The organism is Psychroserpens sp. Hel_I_66, from assembly GCF_000799465.1.
Classification (GTDB): domain Bacteria; phylum Bacteroidota; class Bacteroidia; order Flavobacteriales; family Flavobacteriaceae; genus Psychroserpens.
The window spans coordinates 1,512,153-1,531,634 of sequence record NZ_JUGU01000001.1; the positions used below are offsets into that span (position 1 = coordinate 1,512,153).

General features: G+C 33.9%; 20 protein-coding genes. 12 read left to right on the forward strand and 8 right to left on the reverse strand.

The window, feature by feature from the left end; translation table 11 throughout:
• Position 1 precedes the first annotated feature (1 nt).
• Positions 2–2,473, forward strand: coding sequence for a beta-mannosidase (locus tag GQ40_RS06850; protein ID WP_231565552.1), 2,472 nt, complete (start codon positions 2–4; stop codon positions 2,471–2,473).
• A gap of 39 nt (positions 2,474–2,512) precedes the next feature.
• Here the strand turns inward: GQ40_RS06850 and prmC are convergent, their stop codons facing one another.
• Both prmC and GQ40_RS06860 read right to left on the reverse strand, forming a co-directional pair.
• Positions 2,513–3,382, reverse strand: a complete 870-nt coding sequence (gene prmC / locus GQ40_RS06855; RefSeq protein WP_047546942.1) for a peptide chain release factor N(5)-glutamine methyltransferase — start codon at positions 3,380–3,382, stop codon at positions 2,513–2,515.
• An 11-nt stretch (positions 3,383–3,393) separates the two neighbouring features.
• Positions 3,394–3,894, reverse strand: a complete 501-nt coding sequence (locus GQ40_RS06860; protein ID WP_047546943.1) for a GNAT family N-acetyltransferase — start codon at positions 3,892–3,894, stop codon at positions 3,394–3,396.
• A 53-nt stretch (positions 3,895–3,947) separates the two neighbouring features.
• Here GQ40_RS06860 and GQ40_RS06865 point away from each other — a divergent pair, with 53 nt between their 5' ends.
• From GQ40_RS06865 to GQ40_RS06885, 5 genes are read left to right on the forward strand one after another with little or no spacing between them, the layout of a single operon-like run.
• Positions 3,948–4,412 (forward strand): LEA type 2 family protein, encoded by a 465-nt coding sequence (locus tag GQ40_RS06865; RefSeq protein WP_047546945.1) that lies wholly within the window; start codon positions 3,948–3,950, stop codon positions 4,410–4,412.
• Positions 4,409–5,413: a bifunctional diaminohydroxyphosphoribosylaminopyrimidine deaminase/5-amino-6-(5-phosphoribosylamino)uracil reductase RibD gene (ribD, locus tag GQ40_RS06870; RefSeq protein WP_047546947.1), complete on the forward strand. Its 1,005-nt coding sequence runs from the start codon at positions 4,409–4,411 to the stop codon at positions 5,411–5,413. The genes GQ40_RS06865 and ribD overlap by 4 nt, the downstream gene beginning before the upstream one ends.
• Positions 5,400–6,017: an HAD family hydrolase gene (locus tag GQ40_RS06875; protein ID WP_047546949.1), complete on the forward strand. Its 618-nt coding sequence runs from the start codon at positions 5,400–5,402 to the stop codon at positions 6,015–6,017. Before ribD ends, GQ40_RS06875 begins: the two co-directional genes overlap by 14 nt.
• Positions 6,014–6,877 (forward strand): EamA family transporter, encoded by an 864-nt coding sequence (locus tag GQ40_RS06880; RefSeq protein WP_047546951.1) that lies wholly within the window; start codon positions 6,014–6,016, stop codon positions 6,875–6,877. Before GQ40_RS06875 ends, GQ40_RS06880 begins: the two co-directional genes overlap by 4 nt.
• Positions 6,878–7,498 carry an IMPACT family protein gene (locus GQ40_RS06885; protein ID WP_047546953.1) on the forward strand — a complete coding sequence of 207 codons (621 nt, stop codon included), beginning with the start codon at positions 6,878–6,880 and terminating at the stop codon, positions 7,496–7,498.
• Here GQ40_RS06885 and GQ40_RS06890 read toward each other — a convergent pair.
• Complete coding sequence (locus tag GQ40_RS06890; RefSeq protein ID WP_047546955.1) at positions 7,495–7,905, reverse strand: acyl-CoA thioesterase; 411 nt, start codon at positions 7,903–7,905, stop codon at positions 7,495–7,497. The genes GQ40_RS06885 and GQ40_RS06890 overlap by 4 nt on opposite strands.
• A 196-nt stretch (positions 7,906–8,101) precedes the next feature.
• Between GQ40_RS06890 and dnaA the strand changes: the two genes are divergently transcribed.
• From dnaA to GQ40_RS06910, 4 genes are all read left to right on the forward strand, one after another.
• A complete protein-coding gene (gene dnaA, locus GQ40_RS06895; RefSeq protein WP_047546957.1) occupies positions 8,102–9,529 on the forward strand; it encodes a chromosomal replication initiator protein DnaA in 1,428 nt (475 codons plus the stop codon).
• A gap of 9 nt (positions 9,530–9,538) precedes the next feature.
• Positions 9,539–9,994: a low molecular weight protein-tyrosine-phosphatase gene (locus GQ40_RS06900; RefSeq protein ID WP_047546958.1), complete on the forward strand. Its 456-nt coding sequence runs from the start codon at positions 9,539–9,541 to the stop codon at positions 9,992–9,994.
• A 76-nt stretch (positions 9,995–10,070) separates the two neighbouring features.
• Positions 10,071–11,465, forward strand: coding sequence for a PQQ-dependent sugar dehydrogenase (locus tag GQ40_RS06905; RefSeq protein WP_047546960.1), 1,395 nt, complete (start codon positions 10,071–10,073; stop codon positions 11,463–11,465).
• A 3-nt stretch (positions 11,466–11,468) separates the two neighbouring features.
• Positions 11,469–12,185, forward strand: coding sequence for an SAM-dependent methyltransferase (locus GQ40_RS06910; protein WP_047546963.1), 717 nt, complete (start codon positions 11,469–11,471; stop codon positions 12,183–12,185).
• A gap of 44 nt (positions 12,186–12,229) precedes the next feature.
• Here the strand turns inward: GQ40_RS06910 and GQ40_RS06915 are convergent, their stop codons facing one another.
• The 5 genes from GQ40_RS06915 to dapF all read right to left on the reverse strand — a co-directional run bounded on the left by GQ40_RS06915 (position 12,230) and on the right by dapF (position 16,285).
• Positions 12,230–12,916, reverse strand: coding sequence for a hypothetical protein (locus GQ40_RS06915; protein ID WP_047546965.1), 687 nt, complete (start codon positions 12,914–12,916; stop codon positions 12,230–12,232).
• A gap of 107 nt (positions 12,917–13,023) precedes the next feature.
• Positions 13,024–13,938, reverse strand: coding sequence for a DUF2279 domain-containing protein (locus GQ40_RS06920; protein WP_047551616.1), 915 nt, complete (start codon positions 13,936–13,938; stop codon positions 13,024–13,026).
• A gap of 5 nt (positions 13,939–13,943) precedes the next feature.
• A complete protein-coding gene (mltG, locus tag GQ40_RS06925) occupies positions 13,944–14,987 on the reverse strand; it encodes an endolytic transglycosylase MltG (RefSeq protein WP_047546966.1) in 1,044 nt (347 codons plus the stop codon).
• Positions 14,988–15,512, reverse strand: coding sequence for a GNAT family N-acetyltransferase (locus GQ40_RS06930; protein ID WP_047546968.1), 525 nt, complete (start codon positions 15,510–15,512; stop codon positions 14,988–14,990).
• Positions 15,512–16,285: a diaminopimelate epimerase gene (dapF, locus tag GQ40_RS06935; protein ID WP_047546969.1), complete on the reverse strand. Its 774-nt coding sequence runs from the start codon at positions 16,283–16,285 to the stop codon at positions 15,512–15,514. Before dapF ends, GQ40_RS06930 begins: the two co-directional genes overlap by 1 nt.
• A gap of 154 nt (positions 16,286–16,439) precedes the next feature.
• Between dapF and GQ40_RS06940 the strand changes: the two genes are divergently transcribed.
• Positions 16,440–17,858, forward strand: a complete 1,419-nt coding sequence (locus GQ40_RS06940; RefSeq protein WP_047546971.1) for a trypsin-like peptidase domain-containing protein — start codon at positions 16,440–16,442, stop codon at positions 17,856–17,858.
• 143 nt (positions 17,859–18,001) lie between these two features.
• Positions 18,002–19,450 carry a glyceraldehyde-3-phosphate dehydrogenase gene (locus tag GQ40_RS06945; protein WP_047546974.1) on the forward strand — a complete coding sequence of 483 codons (1,449 nt, stop codon included), beginning with the start codon at positions 18,002–18,004 and terminating at the stop codon, positions 19,448–19,450.
• Positions 19,451–19,482 lie beyond the last annotated feature (32 nt).

Below are 19,482 nucleotides of genomic sequence, written 5' to 3' on the forward strand. Positions count from 1 at the left end.
AATGAGTTGTAAGCCAAAACATGATCTTCCAATTTCTATAGACCTCCATGATAATTGGCAATTTAAAGCTGTGAATGATTCAATTTGGCAATCGGCAACGGTACCTGGAAACGTACATTCCGACTTATTAGAAAATGAATTAATCAAGCATCCGTTTATTGGTGCGAATGAAGATAGCTTGCAATGGATTTCGGAAACCGATTGGGAATATAGAACGCAATTTTCCGTAGATAAAAATATATTACTCAAAAAACATATCGAACTTAATTTTGAAGGATTGGACACTTATGCTTCGGTATTTTTGAATGATCGTTTAATTTTAGAAACCAATAACGCGTTTAGAGAATTTACAGTTGATGTCACAAAAAATCTGAAGCTTAAAAATGAACTGCGCATTGTATTTGAACGCACATCCATTTCCGAAGAAAAAGAGAAAGCAAAACTAAGCTATCAACTTCCTGAAGGCAATCGCATTTTTACCCGAAAAGCGCAGTTTCAATACGGTTGGGATTGGGGACCAAAACTCAACACGAGTGGGATTTGGCGACCTGTAACCATAAGTGCTTGGAATGATTTTAAGATTAAAGACACCTTTATTAAAATAAACGAAATTTCTACAGATAATGCAGAATTGTCTTTTGAAATAGATTTTAAACTTGGCATAGAAAACATCTTAACATTTGACACTTACGTTGGCGATTCATTGTACAAATCAATCACTTATTTTCCGCCTAAAAACAAAAAAATCGCTTTACCAATAAATAATATCAATACCGATTTTTTACCAATAGATCACATCAAAATTAAAAACCCAAAACTTTGGTGGCCACACAATTTAGGCGAACCGTATTTGTATGCCTTTAAAGTTGTTGTGAGAGACGACAAAACCATTCTTGATAGCATTTCCATAAAAAAAGGATTGCGAACTGTTGAGCTTGTGACAGAAAAAGATAGTATTGGAGAATCCTTTTATTTTAAAGTTAATAATGTTCCAGTTTATGCAAAAGGTGCTAATTACATTCCGCAAAACAGTATGCAAAACCAAGTCACAGATGCTCATTATGAAAATTTATTAAACAATGTTGTTGATGCCAATATGAACATGCTTAGAGTTTGGGGAGGCGGTATTTATGAAAACGACATTTTCTACGATCTCTGTGATGAAAAAGGCATTCTCGTTTGGCAAGATTTTATGTTTGCCTGTGCGCTGTATCCTGGAGATGATGCGTTTTTAGAAAATATAAAAACAGAGGCACTTCAAAATGTAAAGCGTTTACGCAATCACGCCTCGATTGCACTTTGGTGTGGCAATAATGAAAACTCCGAAGGTTGGCATCGTTGGGGCTGGCAAGCAGGTAGAAGTGATGAAGAAAAGGATGAGATTTGGGATAATTATCTTAAAGTTTTTGATAGTATTCTTCCAGCAATAGTGAGTAATTATTCAAATACCAGTTACTGGCAAAGTTCTCCAAAATACGGACGAGGCAACCCAAAATACAAAACCGAAGGCGACGCTCACGATTGGTGGATTTGGCATGATGGCTATCCTTTTAAACATTTAGAGGAGAATGTCCCGAGGTTTATGAGCGAGTTTGGATTTCAATCGTTTCCTGGTTATGAAACGATAAGATATATCAACCATAGTGACTCAATTGAGATTTCTTCGGAAGGATTTAAAAACCACCAAAAGCATGGTCGTGGATTCCAAATCATTGACAATTACATGAAACGAGATTTCCCCGTTCCTACCAATCCGGAAGATTACGTCTATGTGAGTCAGTTACTGCAAGCCCACGGGATCACAACAGGCATCGAAGCCAATCGTCGCGCAAAACCTTACAATATGGGAACCTTGTATTGGCAACTTAACGATTGCTGGCCAGCGGTTTCGTGGTCGAGCTTGGATTACTTCGGAAATTGGAAAGCTCTGCATTACCAAGCCAAAAAGAGTTTTGAGAACGTGTTGCTTTCTTCGGAAATTGAAAATAACACGTTAAAAACGCACATTATTAATGATAGTCTATCCAATATAAATAATGAATTAAAATTAAAAATTATAGATTTTAAAGGTACAGAACTTTGGAGCGATCAAAAAGCTGTTTCTATTTTAGGAAACTCAAATGACATCGTACATCAATTAAATTTGAGCACTCTTTCTTTTGATTCATCCCAAACGGTGTTTATTTCAGAAATTGGAAATCACACATCCTACTTTTATTTTGAAAAGCCAAAACATCTAAAATTAGAAAAAGCTTCAATAGAAAAGACAATTACTAAAACTAATAACGGATTTAAAATCACAATAAAAAGCACCACACTTCAAAAAAACGTGTTTATGTTTTCTAAATCAAAAGGTCATTTTAGCGATAACTTTTTTGATTTAATGCCAAATACTGAAATTGAAATTGAATTTAAAACTGATGCTGATAATTTGAAAGATTTGAGGATTAAAACATTAAATGATTTAATCTAGTGAGATACTAAAACAAGTTCAGTATGACGATCTACAAAATCACTTTACGCCTTTGATTATGCGATTCTTACCAAACATATCTTTTTTCAATTCTATGTCCTTAAAATTAAATGATTTTAAAAGCTGAATCATTTCCCCTCCCAAATATTCATTGATTTCAAAATATAAGGTCCCTTTATCTTTTAAGCTATGTTGCGCGAATTCGCAAATCGCCTTGTAAAATTGTAACGGGTTATCGTCTTCTACAAACAATGCCAAATGTGGTTCGTTATTGAGAACGTTGGGTTGTATTTCGGTTTTTTCTAGATTGCGGACGTATGGTGGATTTGAAACAATTACGTCATAATCTTGAGATGCCGAAACAAGTTCAGCATGACAATCGGGATTTAAAATATCATCAAGAATAAAATTAACGTCAACCGCATTTAATTCCGCATTTTGTTTTGCAACTTTTAAAGCATCTTCAGAAACATCCAACGCGCAAACTTTTGCGTTTACTAGGTATTTTGCTAATGAAATGGCAATACAACCGGTTCCTGTTCCTATGTCCAAAATCTTGAGTGCACTAGAATTTTGGTTTTTGAAATTTGAAATGACCAAATCAACCAACTCCTCTGTTTCTGGACGAGGTATTAAGGTGTGTTGGTTGACTTTAAATGGGAGTCCGTAAAATTCGGTTTCACCAATTACATATTGAATAGGTTGCTGTAATTTCAGTTTTGATAAGGCTTCAAATAAGGGTTGCTCCTCCTCTTTCGTTATTGTATAATTTGGATGCATCACTAAATGGATACGTTTTATATTTAAATAATGTTCAATGAGCAGGTTGAAAAAGGAGTTGACTTCCTCATTTCCGAAGAGATCATCGAGTTCTTTATGATAGATATTTAAAATTTCTTTTAAGATCAAATTTTAGGTTTTTATTCTTGTTTCAAATCTTTTGTCATCCATATACCACATGAGTAATGACCTGTGTTTCCCAAAGGTTCGGTACGATGTTTAAATCCAAACTCTTCATAAATATGAATCGCTGCTTCTAAGGTAGGGATGGTTTCTAAATAAACTTGCTCATAGCCAAAGTCCTTTGCAGCCTCTAGACATTTTTCCATTAATTTTTTTCCAAATCCTTGTCCGCGTAATTTTGATGAAAAATACATTTTTTGAAGCTCACAAACGTTACCTCTATAATCTTTAAGTTGCTTGATACCTGCTCCTCCAAGAATTTCGAGACCATTTTCTACCACAAAATAAACAGCACGATCTTCGCTATAGGCTTCGTTCATAAAAGGAGTTTCGGCATCTTCATAAGCTGTGCCAACCGTTGGTAACCCAAAATCCTTAAAACAGTTTTTAATGACTGCTTCTACTTGCGGATTATCCTCTGCCCTAATTTCTCTAATTCTAATCGCTTCGTGACTCACTTTATTATCCTATTTTTGTGCTGTGAAGATACAGATAAATCTATTTTAAGAGGATGAGAAATTTCATTTTATTATTAACACTAAACGTTGTTTTGTTGAGTTGCTCAGTGAATGAAAAGCCAATATTTAAAGGCATTGAGGATGTAGAAGTTGTAGAATCAAACTCGCAAATGGTGACCTTAAAAGCGATGGCACTTTTTGAAAACCCTAACGATGTTGGTGGCAATTTACAGAGTGAAGACATTGCTATTTATGTCAATGACATTAAGTTGGCAAAATTATCTTCGGAAAGTTTTGATGTTCCCGCAAGAAAGGAATTTATAATACCCCTAAAAGTAGATATTAGTACAGATAGTATTTTAAAAATTAGAGGTACGGAAGCAATCGGTACGATTTTAAACAGTTTGCTCAACAAAGAAATAAAGGTGCAATACAAAGGTGATATCATTTATAAAACGCTCGGATTTTCCTACACGTATGCTATTGATGAAACTGAAATGGTAAAAATAGACTATTGAATTCTCACGAAACCTACATAACACGCTGTATTGAAATCGCCAAAAACGGATTGGGAACCACTGCTCCAAACCCAATGGTTGGTGCTGTAATTGTACTTAACAATAAAATTATTGGCGAAGGTTACACGAGTGCATATGGTGGTAACCATGCAGAAGTTAACGCGATAAATTCCGTAGAAAATAAAGAATTGCTCAAAAAAGCAACCCTTTATGTGACTTTAGAACCGTGTTCTCACTTTGGGAAAACGCCACCTTGCAGTGATTTGATCATCAAACATCAAATATCCACTATTGTAATTGGCTGCCAAGATGATAATGAACAAGTCGCAGGAAAAGGAATCGCAAAACTTAAAGCTGCTGGATGCGAGGTGACTCTAGGCATTTTAGAAACCGAATGTAAACAACATCACAAACGTTTTTTCACGTTTCATAATAAAAAGCGTCCTTATATTATATTAAAATGGGCACAAACTAAAGATGGTTTTATCGCTCCTTTAATTAAAGATGAAAAGAAACCTGTTTGGATCACGAATGAATTCTCAAGACAATTGGTTCATAAATGGCGAGCTGAGGAGCAAGCGATTTTGGTAGGTACTAATACGGTTTTGGAAGATAACCCAAGTTTAACGGTTAGGGATTGGACTGGGAAAAATCCAACTCGACTTGTTATTGATCGTGAGTTGAAATTACCGAAAAGCCATTCAGTTTTTAATGAGGATGCAGAAACGATTTTAGTATTAGATAATAACGTTGATTTCAAAAAACCTCTTGCTTTGCAAATTGCTGGTCTTTTACATTCAAAAACCATAAATTCTGTGATAATTGAAGGAGGAGCAAAAACGCTTCAAACATTTATAGATGAAAACGTTTGGGATGAAGCTCGCGTATTTAAAGGCTCTAAAACATTTAACGACGGTGTCAAAGCGCCAAAATTTAAAGGAAAGCTTATTTCCGAAGAAAACATAATAGACGATACACTACATATATATGCCAACAATTAAAACCATAATTTTCGATTTTGGAGATGTGTTTATCAACTTGGATAAACAAGGCGCTATGCAAAATGCGCATGAACTTTTTGAAGTTGATGAATTGCCAGAAGAACTCGTTGCGATCAATACGTTGTATGAGCAAGGTTTGATTTCTACGGAAGAATTTCTGGATTTTTATACTGAAAACTTCCCGAAGCTTTCAAAATCTGAAATAATTGATGCATGGAACGTCATACTCAAAGATTTCCCAAAAGAGCGCCTGGATTTTATTAAGCAACTTTCCGAAGAAAAACAATACAAACTCATTTTATTGAGCAACACCAATGATTTGCACATCAAATGGATTATAGAGAATGTTCCGTTTTTTAATGAATTTAAATCTTATTTTAATGCATTTCACTTATCGCATGAGATTAACCTGAGAAAACCCAATGCTGATATTTATGAATTTGTACTTAAAGAAAATCATCTAAAGCCAGAGGAATGCTTATTTATTGACGACACAAAAGCCAATACAGATGCTGCTTCAAAACTTGGAATCCACGTTTGGAATATTGACGAAACCAAACAAGATATTATACATTTATTTACTGTTAACAATCATTTATTTTGATATACCTACTCCTTAGCATCCTTGCTTCTACTTGTATTTTCATCATTTTTAAACTTTTTAGTAAATATGGTATAGATACGTTACAGGCTATAGTCATTAATTATTTCACTGCCTGCTTATTTGGTTTATGGGCTTATGACTCGCCAATAATTGTGAGTGAAATCATAGATTCTAAATGGATTTATGGAGCCATAGGCTTAGGTTTTTTATTTATAGCGATTTTTAATGTGATGGCGTTGACAGCTCAGCGCAATGGTTTGTCGGTAGCATCGGTTGCGTCAAAAATGAGCGTGATAATACCAGTGATTTTTGGGATTTATGTTTATAATGAAAGTGTTGGTTTTCAAAAAATTATTGGTATTTTGATTGCACTTATCGCTGTATATTTAGCTTCTGTAAAACCGAAGACTTCTAAAAATCTCGCTAAAGATTTATGGCTACCAATCACCTTATTTTTGGGTTCTGGCGTAATTGATACATCTATTAAATATATAGAAAGCACTTATTTGTCCCAAAATGGGATTCCAATATTTTCAGCAACGATCTTTGCTTTTGCTTTTTTGATAGGCGTCACAATTTTAATTATAAAAGCTTCAAAGGAGTCTTTAAAATTTCCGCTTAAAACCTTATTTGGTGGTGCTATTTTAGGGATTGTAAATTATTTTTCGATATATTATTTGCTCAAGGCACTTAATCATGACACTTTAGAAAGCTCCACATTATTCACTATAAATAATGTAGCTATAGTCATGATTTCTACACTTTTAGGGCTTATGTTTTTTAAAGAGAAGATTTCAATAACCAATTGGATCGGAATCATTTTAGCAATAATCTCTATCGTTATTGTTACTTTAGCATAAATGGAAATCACAGACAGTTACAAAACAATCACCAAACCCTCTCCCGAAGTACTTTTCAAAGATAGAAACAGTAAGTTTTTTGGATATGCATTTCCTGTTTCTTCGGAAGATGACGTCAAACAACATCTTGAAGATCTCAAAAAACAACACCATCAAGCAAGACATTGGTGTTACGCTTATCAATTTGGAAAACTTGAACAAGATTATATTTTTAGGGCAAACGATGATGGTGAACCCAACAATAGTGCTGGAATGCCAATTTACGGACAGATACAATCCTTTGAAGTCACCAATGTTCTCATCATAGTTGTAAGGTATTTTGGAGGCACTAAACTAGGAGTTGGCGGATTGATAAACGCATATCGTACAGGAGCACAAATGGCTTTAGAGGCTTCAAAAATTGTTAAAAGAACAGTAAATATTGAATATGCTATTTCTTTTGAGTATAAAAACATGAATAAAGTTATGAGAATTATCAAAGAAAAAAATATTAACGTCATCAATCAAACTTTAGAATTGAGCTGTGAAATTATAATCTCGGTAAGATTAAAAGAAGCACATGCAATATTTGAAACTTTTGATGCACTTTACGAAATTAACATCAAGAATTTAAACGATTAAATTAGCAGTTTATCTAAAATATAATCTGGACATCTTGTAGGCCTATTCTTATTAATATCCATAAATACCAAAACAGAATTTCCTGTCGTTAAAATCTCACCATCTTGATTTGAAATTTCATAATCAAATTCGATTTTTACACCAGGTTTTTTTACCAGTATAGTTTTTACTTTAATAAGGTCGTCATAACGTGCTGATTTTTTGTAATTTATAGACAACGAAATAACGGGTAACATAACACCTTCATCTTCCATGTTTTTATATGAAAACCCCATCTTACGCAACCACTCAGTTCTTCCCATTTCAAAATATTGAGCATAGTTGCCATGGTAGACAATTCCCATTTGATCGGTTTCACCGTAGCGAACTCTAAATTGTATTTCATCTGATTTAGAAAGATTCTCCATAGTTTTTGATATTTTTTTTGTAATTTCGAAAGGAATTAAACATGAGGAAAAATTTCTATAAATTCAACTAAATTTCATTTTTTTATTAAGAAATTTGTTCACATATTTGTCGTGTTAAAATCAATCAAGAGAAACTCGAATTTCTCTTTTTTTTTCTGAATAATCTAACAACCAAAAATAAAAACTAACTTAGATAATGGATGTAACTGCGCAATCGGTTTGGGAGAAATGTCTTTCATTTATTAAAGACAATATACAGCCACAAGCCTACAAAACTTGGTTTGAACCTATCGTAGCAGTTAAACTTACAGACAATGCTTTAAGTATTCAAGTTCCAAGTAAATTTTTTTATGAGTGGTTAGAAGAACATTATGTAAAGATATTAAAAGTTGCACTTACCAAACAAATAGGCGAAACTGCTAAATTGGTTTATGTTATCAAAATGGAAAACACATATGGTAACAAGCAACCTTTTACAGAAAAAATCCCTAGCTCTAATCGTGGTGCCTTAAAATCGCAAGACGTAGATGTCCCGTTAAACAATAAAAGTCCTGAGTTAAAAAACCCTTTTGTAATTCCTGGAATTAGAAATGTGAAGATTGAGTCTCAACTCAATCCCAACTACAGTTTCGAGAATTTTCTAGAAGGCGACTCTAACCGTTTAGCCAGAAATGCTGGTTTAGCAGTGGCCAATAAACCTGGAGGCACTTCATTTAATCCATTATTGATTTTTGGTGGTGTTGGTTTAGGAAAAACACATTTAGCTCATGCTATTGGTGTTGATATTAAAGATAAATATCCTGAAAAAACGGTTTTATATATTTCTGCGGAAAAATTTACACAACAGTATATTGACTCCGTCAAAAAGAACAATAGAAACGATTTTATTCATTTCTATCAAATTATAGATGTATTGATTATTGATGATGTTCAGTTTTTATCTGGAAAATCAGGAACTCAGGATGTCTTCTTCCACATATTCAATCATTTACATCAAAACGGAAAGCAAGTTGTCTTAACAAGTGACAAAGCTCCTGTTGATATGCAGGATATTGAACAACGTCTATTATCTCGTTTTAAATGGGGACTTTCCGCAGAATTGCAAAGTCCAGATTTTGAGACCAGAGTTTCAATTCTTAAAAACAAATTGTATCGTGATGGTGTTGAAATGCCAGATGATATTATTGAATATGTTGCAAAACATATCAAGACTAATGTTCGTGAACTTGAAGGTGCTATCATCTCTTTAATTGCACAATCGTCTTTCAATAAAAAGGAAATTACCATAAGTCTTGCAAAAGAAATTGTAGAGAAATTTGTTAAAAACACAAAGCGCGAAGTTTCTATTGATTACATACAAAAAGTGGTTTCAGATTATTTTCAAATGGATGTGAGCACTTTACAATCTAAGACTAGAAAACGCCACATCGTACAAGCTAGACAATTAGCTATGTTTTTCGCAAAAAAATACACTAAAGCTTCTTTAGCAAGTATTGGTTCTCAAATAGGAAAACGTGACCACGCTACCGTACTGCACGCTTGCAAAACTGTTGATAATTTGTCTTCTACAGATAAGCAGTTTAGAAAGTACGTTGAAGATCTTTCAAAAAAATTATCGCTTTAAAACAGTAACATGACAAATATCCTAATGGTTTGCTTAGGCAATATTTGTCGATCCCCATTGGCTCATGGCATATTGGAGTCCAAACTTCCGAAGGAAAAATTTTATGTAGATTCTGCAGGTACAGCAAATTACCATATTGGAGAAAAACCTGACCATCGCTCAATTGAGGTTGCAAAAAAACATGGTATAGATATTTCGACTCAAAGATGTCGTCAATTTAATTTAGAAGATTTTGATAAGTTCGATTATATCTATGTAATGGACCAATCTAATTTTGAAAACGTGATTAAATTAGCAAGAAACACTAACGATATTGCCAAAGTAAAACTCATTTTAGAGGTTGATGACAGCATTAAAGTCAAGCATGTTCCCGACCCCTATCATGGAGATAGAACAGATTTTGAAAATGTATACCAACTTTTAAATAACGCCTCTAACATAATCACAACCAACCTTTTGAGTTAAACAACAGTTTAATATTGATAAAATTTGAAGGTTTTTTTTCGTATTTTGTTGAAAATTTCTTCAAAAATTTACGATTATGAAAAAAATTACATTTTTTATAGCTTGTTGTTTATTTTCTATAATAAACGCCCAAGAAATATCTCTAGAAATTTTTGCTACTGGTTTTTCAAGTCCTGTAAATGTAAAACATGCTGGAGATGATAGGCTTTTTGTAGTAGAAAGAGGAGGAATAATTAAGGTTTTAAACGGAGATGGCACCGTTAATACTACTCCATTTTTAGATATTGATGATAGAGTTACAGATTTTGGTGGAGAACAAGGTTTGCTCGCTATGGCTTTCCACCCAGATTTTGCCAACAATGGTTTTTTCTATGTTAACTATATTGACAATTCTCAAAATACGGTTATTTCAAGGTTTACAAGAAGTTCGATTGACACCGCAGATCCTAGCTCAGAATTAGTTTTAATTACTGTAACACAACCTTTTTCCAATCACAATGGTGGTGATCTACATTTTGGTCAAGATAGTTATTTATATATTTCACTTGGGGATGGAGGCTCTGGAGGCGATCCTGGAAATAGAGCTCAAAGCTTAAACACACTGCTCGGTAAAATGCTTAGAATTGATGTTGATGCTACAGATGCTGGAAACTACGGAATTCCCGCAGACAATCCATTTATAACTGACTCCGCAGCTCTCAACGAAATTTGGGCATACGGTTTAAGAAACCCTTTTAAATTTTCTTTTGATAGAACAACAGGAGATTTATGGATCGCAGATGTTGGCCAAAATCTAATAGAGGAGGTCAATAAAGTGGACGCTAATTCTAATGGTGGAGAAAATTATGGATGGAAATGCTTTGAGGGCAATAGTGTTTTTTTAAACTCAACAGAATGTAGCGCGATTACTCACCAGCCACCCGTAGCGCAATACACACATTCAAGCACAGGAGGCTGCTCTATTACTGGAGGTTATGTGTATAGAGGATCTACACAAACCAATCTACAAGGATTATACTTTTTCGCAGATTATTGTAATGATAATATTGGCGTAGTTGAAGAAACCTCAACAGATAATTACCAACTTTCTTTTATAGAAGAACTGTCTGGAATTGGAATATCTGCTTTTGCTGAGGATGTTAATGGCGAACTTTATGTGGTGAGTTTGTTTCAAGGTACCATCTCAAGAATTGTGGAAGATGTTTTAACTATTGAGGAAACCTCAATTAATGATATCAAAATGTTCCCAAATCCTGCAAAAAACAATGTTACCTTTGATCTTTTAACCAGTTCTAATCAATTAGAATCTATAGTTATCCTCGATATTCAAGGAAAAATAATACAATCTCAATCAAGTTTTGATAAGCAATTAACAACTATTTCTACGCAATTTTTAAACAGCGGATTATATATTGTAGAAATCAATAATAACAAAGGTGACAAAAGCATTCGCAAACTCATCGTTCAATAATTTATGACAAATAACTTCGGAAAATTATATCTCATCCCTACAAGACTTGGTGACAACCCTCCTTTAGAGGTCCTGCCAATTTCAGTAAAAAAAATAATTGAGTCAGTAGACGATTATATTGTAGAAAATGAAAAGACAGCAAGACGTTTTATAAAAAAAATAGATTCTCGCAAACAACAATCCAGTATTAATTTCAAGATCCTTAACAAGTACACCCAACCTGAAGAGACTCAAAACTTTCTAGACGACTGCAAAGCGGGAAAATCGATGGGTTTACTTTCTGAAGCTGGATGTCCCGGTATTGCAGATCCTGGAGCAGATATTGTTAAATTGGCTCACCAAAATAATATTCAAGTGGTACCATTAGTTGGTCCTTCTTCAATTGTATTAGCATTGATGAGTTCTGGCATGAATGGTCAATCGTTCGCATTTAATGGTTACATTCCAATCGATAAAGCTGAACGAAAATCAACGCTTAAAAGATTAGAGCGCATATCGCACGAACAAAACCAAACACAACTATTTATAGAAACACCGTATAGGAATAACAAAATTCTTGAGGATATATGCTCCACGCTTCATCAAAACACTAGAGTATGCATAGCATGCGATATTACTTTACCAACAGAATACATAAAAACGATGACCGTTGGAGAATGGAAAAATGCAAATGTCGATTTACACAAAAGACCTGCTATTTTTGTGATACATAAAGATTAAGCAATCTTTATTAATATTATTTACATAAAACTAACTTATCGAGCTTATAGAATAGCCTTAGCTTTCTTGTCTGCTTCTATAAAAGAGGTGTCGTAACCAGAGAATTTCTTCATATAGTAGTGAACAGAAGATCCGTAAGCATCAGATACATTTTGACTTCCGTAACTTCTCAAGAATCGTTTTACACTTCCTGGACCAGCTAAATGGGCAGCAGCTAAAATTCCAGATTCTGTTACCTCAATACCGTTAACTTTCTTCCCAACAAAACGTTTGATATCTTTCCTAAGTATCCATTTATTACGCTCTGCATTTGCTAAAAAAGCCTTTTCTTGTAATTTAGGATTATATAAAAAAGAATTTACATTATGAATACCTATCAATTTTAAAGTTTCAGATCCAAATTGATATTTTCCTAAGTATCCTAAAGTGTTTACTGTAAAGTAATTTCCTCTTGATTCTTTAAACGCCAATGCCTCTTTAAAACCGATGTAAGATTTCCCTAAATATGGAAAATAAGTGTGGGTAGATTGGAATGGGTTAGAAAGTTGAACGTGATCAACATTTCCATCTTGATTGAGAAAAGCTAGATCATGCTCCATGTCATAATTAAGTTCCAAACCCTCTGTTGAATAATCATCAATATTTAATGATTCTTGAGGTTTAAGTGCCAAAAAAAACATGGCACAAATAGCTAATGGAATAACGAAATAATTACTTACTTTTTTTATCATAAAAGCTAACTTTTTTTAAGAAAAAATAGTCTGTAGACCTTCTTAAATTTCAGCATGCAAATATACGACTTTTTTTAACTTACTGAAAATAAGCTGTTAAACTGTTGTTAAAAGTAGATGTAGTGTAGCTTTGCGCCATTTTTACCGTCGAACGAAAACGTTGGAAATGGAACTTTTATAACGTTTAAAATGTCAAATGCGGTTCTCAAAACGCGAGAATTCGTCTCAATTTTAGATAAATCAACATCTAAACTTAAGTAAAATTGTCGCCTTCTATTTTGATCAGCAAAAAGATTATCAATAGTCTCATTTTTACCAGTTAACATCCCTTCTGCTCCATAACCAAATGCAATATTAATCCATCTCGGGATTTTGCTCTCTTTAAAAAAAGAATGCACATTACAACTTAACCAATACGTTTGCCCATTATAATCTTTTAACATCTCTTCCAGAAATCCATCTCCTAATTTATTTGGTCGCTGGCTTGCAAACTGTGTTTGGTGAAACGAATATTTTAATGTGATGCGCTGTTCATCCCAAAGTAACTCCTGCCCTAGATACAACCCGGTTCCTGCAGCATTTGCAGCCATATCAGTCCATGAGAATCCCCATTCTTTAGAATAGCCATCAAAAATTTCGACCGCAGTTAGAAAGCCTAAACCTAAAGTTGCTCCATATATAAGCTGATCTTTCTTGCGAACTCCTGCCCAATTGAGAGAGTTTGCACCTAACCTTCCGAGTTGATAAGAAGAAAAGACATGACCAATTTTATCCATTTGAAGCCATTCATCACTATCATTTACCGTTTTAAACTTAGACCGCTCGAAATCTGCATACCATAATTGGTCTAAACCAATTAATGTCAAAGACCCCAAAGTTGCTTCGGTTATTACCACAGCATTTCGCCTTGAAGTGTTTAGTGAATCACTTGGCTTAAAAAAAGAATCTAATTTGGACTGGGAATGAGAATTGAGACTAATTAATGTAAGTAAACACAAAATCAAAAACTTACAAGCTCCCATAAACATTACCTATTTATTCCCTGAGATGATAAATATTGTTGGTACTCTCTTGCATTCACATTATGTTGAGACAAGGTTTTCGCAAATTTATGAAACCCTAATTTTTTGGCATTAGCAGCAAAATACAGGTAATTATGTTTTTCAAAATTAAGTACCGCATTTATTGCCGATATATCTGGCATTGCAATCAAACCTGGAGGCAAGCCAGCATTCATATAAGTATTGTATGGTGATTCAATATCTTTATGTTTATTCAATACACGCTTAATTACTGTGTTTTTATATTCAGGTAATTGATACGCAGCAAATTTTAAAGTTGGATCTGCCTGTAAAGGCATTCCAATTCGCAACCTGTTCATATAAACTCCAGCAATTCTGGGCTGTTCACTGGCTTGTTTAGATTCTTCGTGAACAATTGATGCCAGTGCCATAACTTGATCTCTACTCAAACCTATAGCTTTTGCTTTAGCATTTCTAGTCTCGTTCCAAAACCGATTATATTCTTTTAGCATACGGTCTCTAAAACTTTCTGCGGAAGTATTCCAGAAAAACTCATAACTATTAGGGATGTACATCCCGAGTGCTGTTGCCTTTGTAAATCCGCTCTTTTTTAAAAAAGCTTCATCTGTCATGGCATTGATGAGAGATAAACTGTCTGCTTCAATTTGAAAACCGATTCTTCCTGCTAATTTTGCCAAGGACTCTTGGTTATTGAATGCTATCTTTAAAGGCACATTATTAATTCTAATGGAATTTATAATATCATTATTATTCATTCCCTTTTTGATTATAAAACGCCCTGCTTTCAAATTTGTAGTGTATTCTTTTTGCTTCGCCAAAGCATCAAAAGCCTCTATATCATCTAAAAGAGGTTCTAATTGCGACCTCACATCTTCATAGTTTGCATTTGTTGGAACATATATATAAGCCTCGTCATTATTGAATGCAGTATTAGGAGAAAGCATTGCATTGTAGATATAATAACCAAAAATTGCAGCTAAAACTAAACCGATAATAGCAACTGCCCAAAGTATTTTTTTAATGTACATTTAATTCAATATTAATTGTAAGAGGTATTCATTTTTATAGGAACCATTAACATAGTTCCAGTCGTTTTTAAGCCCTATGACTTCAAAACCTTGATTATTAAATAATTTTAAACTTTTTTCATTTTCTTCGGAAATATTACAATACAATTGATGCAGGTCCAATTGTGATTTACAATAGTCTACCAATAATTGCAGTGCTTCTTTTCCGAAGCCTTTTTGCCTATTCACCGAATCCTTGATCAAAATTCCAACTCCAGCTCGTTTGTTTTTAAAATCAAAATCAAATAAGTCTATCATTCCTAAAGCAACATTCTCATAGTTAGAAATTACCAAACGCAATTGCTTCACGTCAAAAACATCTCTGTGCGCCTGCTTTAGATATTGTTTTATCAAAAACTTAGAGTATGGTGTAATCGTATTACTAATTTCCCAAATATCCTGACTGTTTTCAATCTCGTGAATAAAATCCAGATCTTCTGGCTCCAAAGCTCTTAAATATATATGTTCACCTTTGAGACTAATCATTATATATTTCCTTTAAAAACTTGGGTTGCAGGACCAGTAAGCCAAATATTCTTGTAACCATTTCCAGATGTTTCAAAAGACACTTGCAGCTCTCCACCTTGGGTCTGCAACGTGATGATATTCTTTTCTGTTTCACCAATGTAATTCATTGCTAGAGCAACTGCAGTAACGCCTGTTCCGCAGGAAAGTGTTTCATCCTCGACTCCTCGTTCATAAGTTCTTACAGCAAATTTTTCTTCGGAAATTTTAGCAACAAAATTGACATTGCTTCCCTTTTCATTGTATGGTTTTCCATACCTAATTTTCTTTCCGAAGGTATAAACATCAAAATCTGATAAATCATCTTGCATTTGTACATGGTGAGGAGAACCAGTATTCAAAAACACGTGTGTTTTATGATTCTCAATTGTGTTGACATCTTGCATTTGAAGGCTTACGAGTTGGTTTTTTAGCGTTGCTTTATGTTTGCCATCAATGGCTTCAAAAGTAGCAGCATCCTTAATAACTCCTAAAAAATTAGCGAAAGCTGTGATACATCTCCCACCGTTGCCACACATGGAACTTTCGTTTCCGTCAGCATTAAAATACACCATTTTAAAATCATAGGTATCGTGCTTTTCTAATAGAATCAATCCATCTGCTCCAATGCCAAAACGTCTGTCGCACAAAAAAGCGATACGTTTGGTATCATTTTTGTCGAATAATTGCTGACGATTATCAATCATCACAAAGTCGTTTCCGGTTCCTTGATATTTGTAAAAAGTAAGTTGCATTTATCCTGCAAATATATGAATAATGAATCGATAAACGGAGTGTTAAATGAGCGTTAATTACGAAGTTAAAAATCGTTAAAGTTGAAATTTCACTTCAATAAATAATTAATTTTAATCGTTATCTAATTATATAAATATTTAAACCTTATAACTAATGAAAAAGATTTTGACCTTAGTCCTTGCTTCTGTGTTGGGTGGAGTTATTGCTTTATCTACATATACTTTTATTTTAGATGATAATCAAGCTATAACCTTAGAAGAAAGTAACGAACAACCAACATTTTTAAATACAAATTACACTACTAAAACATCCAATTTATTTGCTGCGGAAACTACAGATTTTACAGTTGCTGCGGAAAACACAATACATTCTGTTGTACATGTAAAAAATACCGCATTAGTATCTGGAAGTCCAACATTACAGGATTTATTTTATGGTCGTCAATCTAGACCTCGTGCGCAAGTTGGCACAGGTAGTGGTGTTATTATATCACCAGATGGCTATATTATCACCAATAATCATGTGATTGCAGGATCTGAAAAAATTTCTATCACTTTAAATGATAACCGTATTTATGAAGCACAACTAATAGGTACAGATGAAAAAACAGATATCGCCCTTTTAAAAATTGATGCAGAAGATGATTTACCAGCAATAGAGTTTGGAGATTCAGATACTGCGGAAATTGGAGAATGGGTTCTAGCAGTGGGCAATCCATTTAACTTGACCTCAACGGTAACCGCTGGTATTATTAGCGCTAAGTCAAGAGATTTGTCTGGTACAAACTCACAATCGTTTATTCAAACCGATGCTGCAGTTAACCCAGGAAACTCAGGAGGTGCTTTGGTAAATTCACAAGGTCAACTTATTGGGATCAATACAGCTATTTCATCACAAACAGGATCATATATTGGATACTCATTTGCAGTACCAAGTAATATTGCGAAAAAAGTAATTCAGGATATTATTGAATATGGTGATGTACAGGAAGGTGTTCTAGGAATTTCAATATTAAATAGAAATTCTAAAGAAGCATTTGAAAAAGGAATCAATGAGATTGAAGGTGTTTATGTGTCTGAAGTTGAGGATAAATCTGGAGCAAAAAAAGCAGGTATTCAAAATGGAGATATTATCAAGAAATTAGATAATGTAGAGATCAATAAATTCACAGATTTAAGCGGTTACTTAAAAACAAAGCGTCCAAATGATGTCGTTAATGTTGAAATCTTAAGAGATAACGAACTTAAATCAATTCCAGTAAAACTATCAAAAAGTGACATTATGAGTGTTGAATTTTTAGATATGGAATTACGTAATCTGCCCTCAAAATTCATGAAACAAACTAATATCAAAGAAGGTGTTGTTGTACAATCTAACAAAAACATGTTTTTATACACCAAATTAGGTATTAGACCAGGATACATTATAACTGGTATAAATGATATGCCAATAAAAACAATTCAGGATATTTCAGAATTTATTGAAAAATATGGTAATAACGCTCAAGACAATATTGGTAAGCTGTCTTTTTATGACACTAACCTAGAAAGAAAAGAAGTTATATTTAAATAGATTATTTTTTAGATAATATTAGAAAACCCTTCCGAAGAAAAAATTCTGAAGGGTTTTTTATTTTTTTGAAAATCATTACGAAAACGTTTGAAATATACTATTTTTGCAAAAAATTTAAACAACACAACCTAAATTAAAAAACAATGAGTTTGAACGGAACTTACGAAAAAGAACTCGCTTTTCAAGCCGATCGAAGAAGAGCTACAGTAGAATTTATTAAAATTGTTAGCGATCTTTGGTACGACAAATCAATTGAGCTGGTACTTTTTAGAAATCAATTAATTGACCGCAACGTAAGCGAAATCTTAAATCTTCACGAATATGCTGGAGAATTTGTACAAAAACCTATTTCAATATTCGATTCGGTAGAGATTGCGCAAGCCATTAAAACTCTTGACCTTCCTCCTGCCAAACTAGATATTGGAAAATTAACTTATGAGTTTCATTTAGAAGATCAAAAATATAGCAATGCTACCGGTTTTGTTGCCCAAAAACTTAAGGATGCTAAGAAGAATAAAATAAATGACCCAAAGGATGTTGTTCTTTATGGCTTCGGAAGAATTGGTCGTTTAGTGGCCAGAGAGTTAATGACTAAAACCGGAAAAGGCAGCCAATTACGATTGAGAGCTATTGTAACTCGCGGTGCGATTGACGCAACCGTTTTAGAGAAAAGAGCGTCATTGCTAAGAAACGATTCTGTTCATGGTGATTTCTCTGGTACTGTGGTTGCAGACGTAAAAAACAGTGCGCTCATTATCAATGGGACTACCGTAAATATCATTTCTGCAAACGCTCCCGAAGATATCGATTATACAAAATACAGCATCAACAATGCTTTGGTCATTGACAATACAGGTGCTTTTAGAGATGATAAGGCTTTGGCAAGACATTTGAAATCCAAAGGTGTAAATAAAGTATTGTTGACAGCTCCAGGCAAAGGCGTACCAAATATTGTGCATGGCGTCAATCAAAAAGAACACGATCCAGACAAGGTTGATATATTTTCGGCTGCATCATGTACCACAAATGCAATCACACCTATTTTAAAGGCGATGGAAGATTCTTATGGAGTTAAAAGCGGGCATTTAGAAACTATACATGCTTATACCAACGATCAAAATTTAGTAGATAATTTCCACGGAAAATACCGTCGTGGTAGAGCTGCTGCGCTTAATATGGTGATTACCGAAACTGGTGCAGGTAGCGCAGTCACCAAAGCGTTGCCATCTTTTGAAGGCAAGTTGACCTCGAATGCCATTAGAGTTCCCGTACCAAATGGATCTTTAGCAATTCTTAATTTGGAATTGGGTAAAAAGACTTCAGTAGAAGGCATCAACACCATTATGAAAAAATATGCGCTTGAAGGTGATTTGGTAGAGCAAATTAAATACGAAATGAATGATGAGCTGGTATCTAGCGATATTGTTGGGTGTTCTGCTCCTGCAATTTATGATAGTAAAGCAACAATTGTACGTAAAGATGGTAAAAATGCTATTTTATATGTATGGTATGATAATGAGTATGGCTATAGCCATCAAGTGATTAGATTGGCAAAATACATTGCTAAAGTAAGACGTTTTACTTACTACTAATCTACTTCAAATTTCAAAATATGAATCCCACT

Bases quoted from the DNA above. Each gene is read 5' to 3' on its own strand.
- GQ40_RS06850 (WP_231565552.1), top strand. From the start codon at position 2: ATGAGTTGTAAGCCAAAACATGATCTTCCAATTTCTATAGACCTCCAT.
- GQ40_RS06865 (WP_047546945.1), top strand. From the start codon at position 3,948: ATGAGAAATTTCATTTTATTATTAACACTAAACGTTGTTTTGTTGAGT.
- GQ40_RS06875 (WP_047546949.1), top strand. From the start codon at position 5,400: ATGCCAACAATTAAAACCATAATTTTCGATTTTGGAGATGTGTTTATC.
- GQ40_RS06885 (WP_047546953.1), top strand. From the start codon at position 6,878: ATGGAAATCACAGACAGTTACAAAACAATCACCAAACCCTCTCCCGAA.
- GQ40_RS06890 (WP_047546955.1), bottom strand. From the start codon at position 7,905: ATGGAGAATCTTTCTAAATCAGATGAAATACAATTTAGAGTTCGCTAC.
- dnaA (WP_047546957.1), top strand. From the start codon at position 8,102: ATGGATGTAACTGCGCAATCGGTTTGGGAGAAATGTCTTTCATTTATT.
- GQ40_RS06900 (WP_047546958.1), top strand. From the start codon at position 9,539: ATGACAAATATCCTAATGGTTTGCTTAGGCAATATTTGTCGATCCCCA.
- GQ40_RS06905 (WP_047546960.1), top strand. From the start codon at position 10,071: ATGAAAAAAATTACATTTTTTATAGCTTGTTGTTTATTTTCTATAATA.
- GQ40_RS06910 (WP_047546963.1), top strand. From the start codon at position 11,469: ATGACAAATAACTTCGGAAAATTATATCTCATCCCTACAAGACTTGGT.
- GQ40_RS06915 (WP_047546965.1), bottom strand. From the start codon at position 12,916: ATGATAAAAAAAGTAAGTAATTATTTCGTTATTCCATTAGCTATTTGT.
- GQ40_RS06920 (WP_047551616.1), bottom strand. From the start codon at position 13,938: ATGGGAGCTTGTAAGTTTTTGATTTTGTGTTTACTTACATTAATTAGT.
- mltG (WP_047546966.1), bottom strand. From the start codon at position 14,987: ATGTACATTAAAAAAATACTTTGGGCAGTTGCTATTATCGGTTTAGTT.
- GQ40_RS06930 (WP_047546968.1), bottom strand. From the start codon at position 15,512: ATGATTAGTCTCAAAGGTGAACATATATATTTAAGAGCTTTGGAGCCA.
- dapF (WP_047546969.1), bottom strand. From the start codon at position 16,285: ATGCAACTTACTTTTTACAAATATCAAGGAACCGGAAACGACTTTGTG.
- GQ40_RS06940 (WP_047546971.1), top strand. From the start codon at position 16,440: ATGAAAAAGATTTTGACCTTAGTCCTTGCTTCTGTGTTGGGTGGAGTT.
- GQ40_RS06945 (WP_047546974.1), top strand. From the start codon at position 18,002: ATGAGTTTGAACGGAACTTACGAAAAAGAACTCGCTTTTCAAGCCGAT.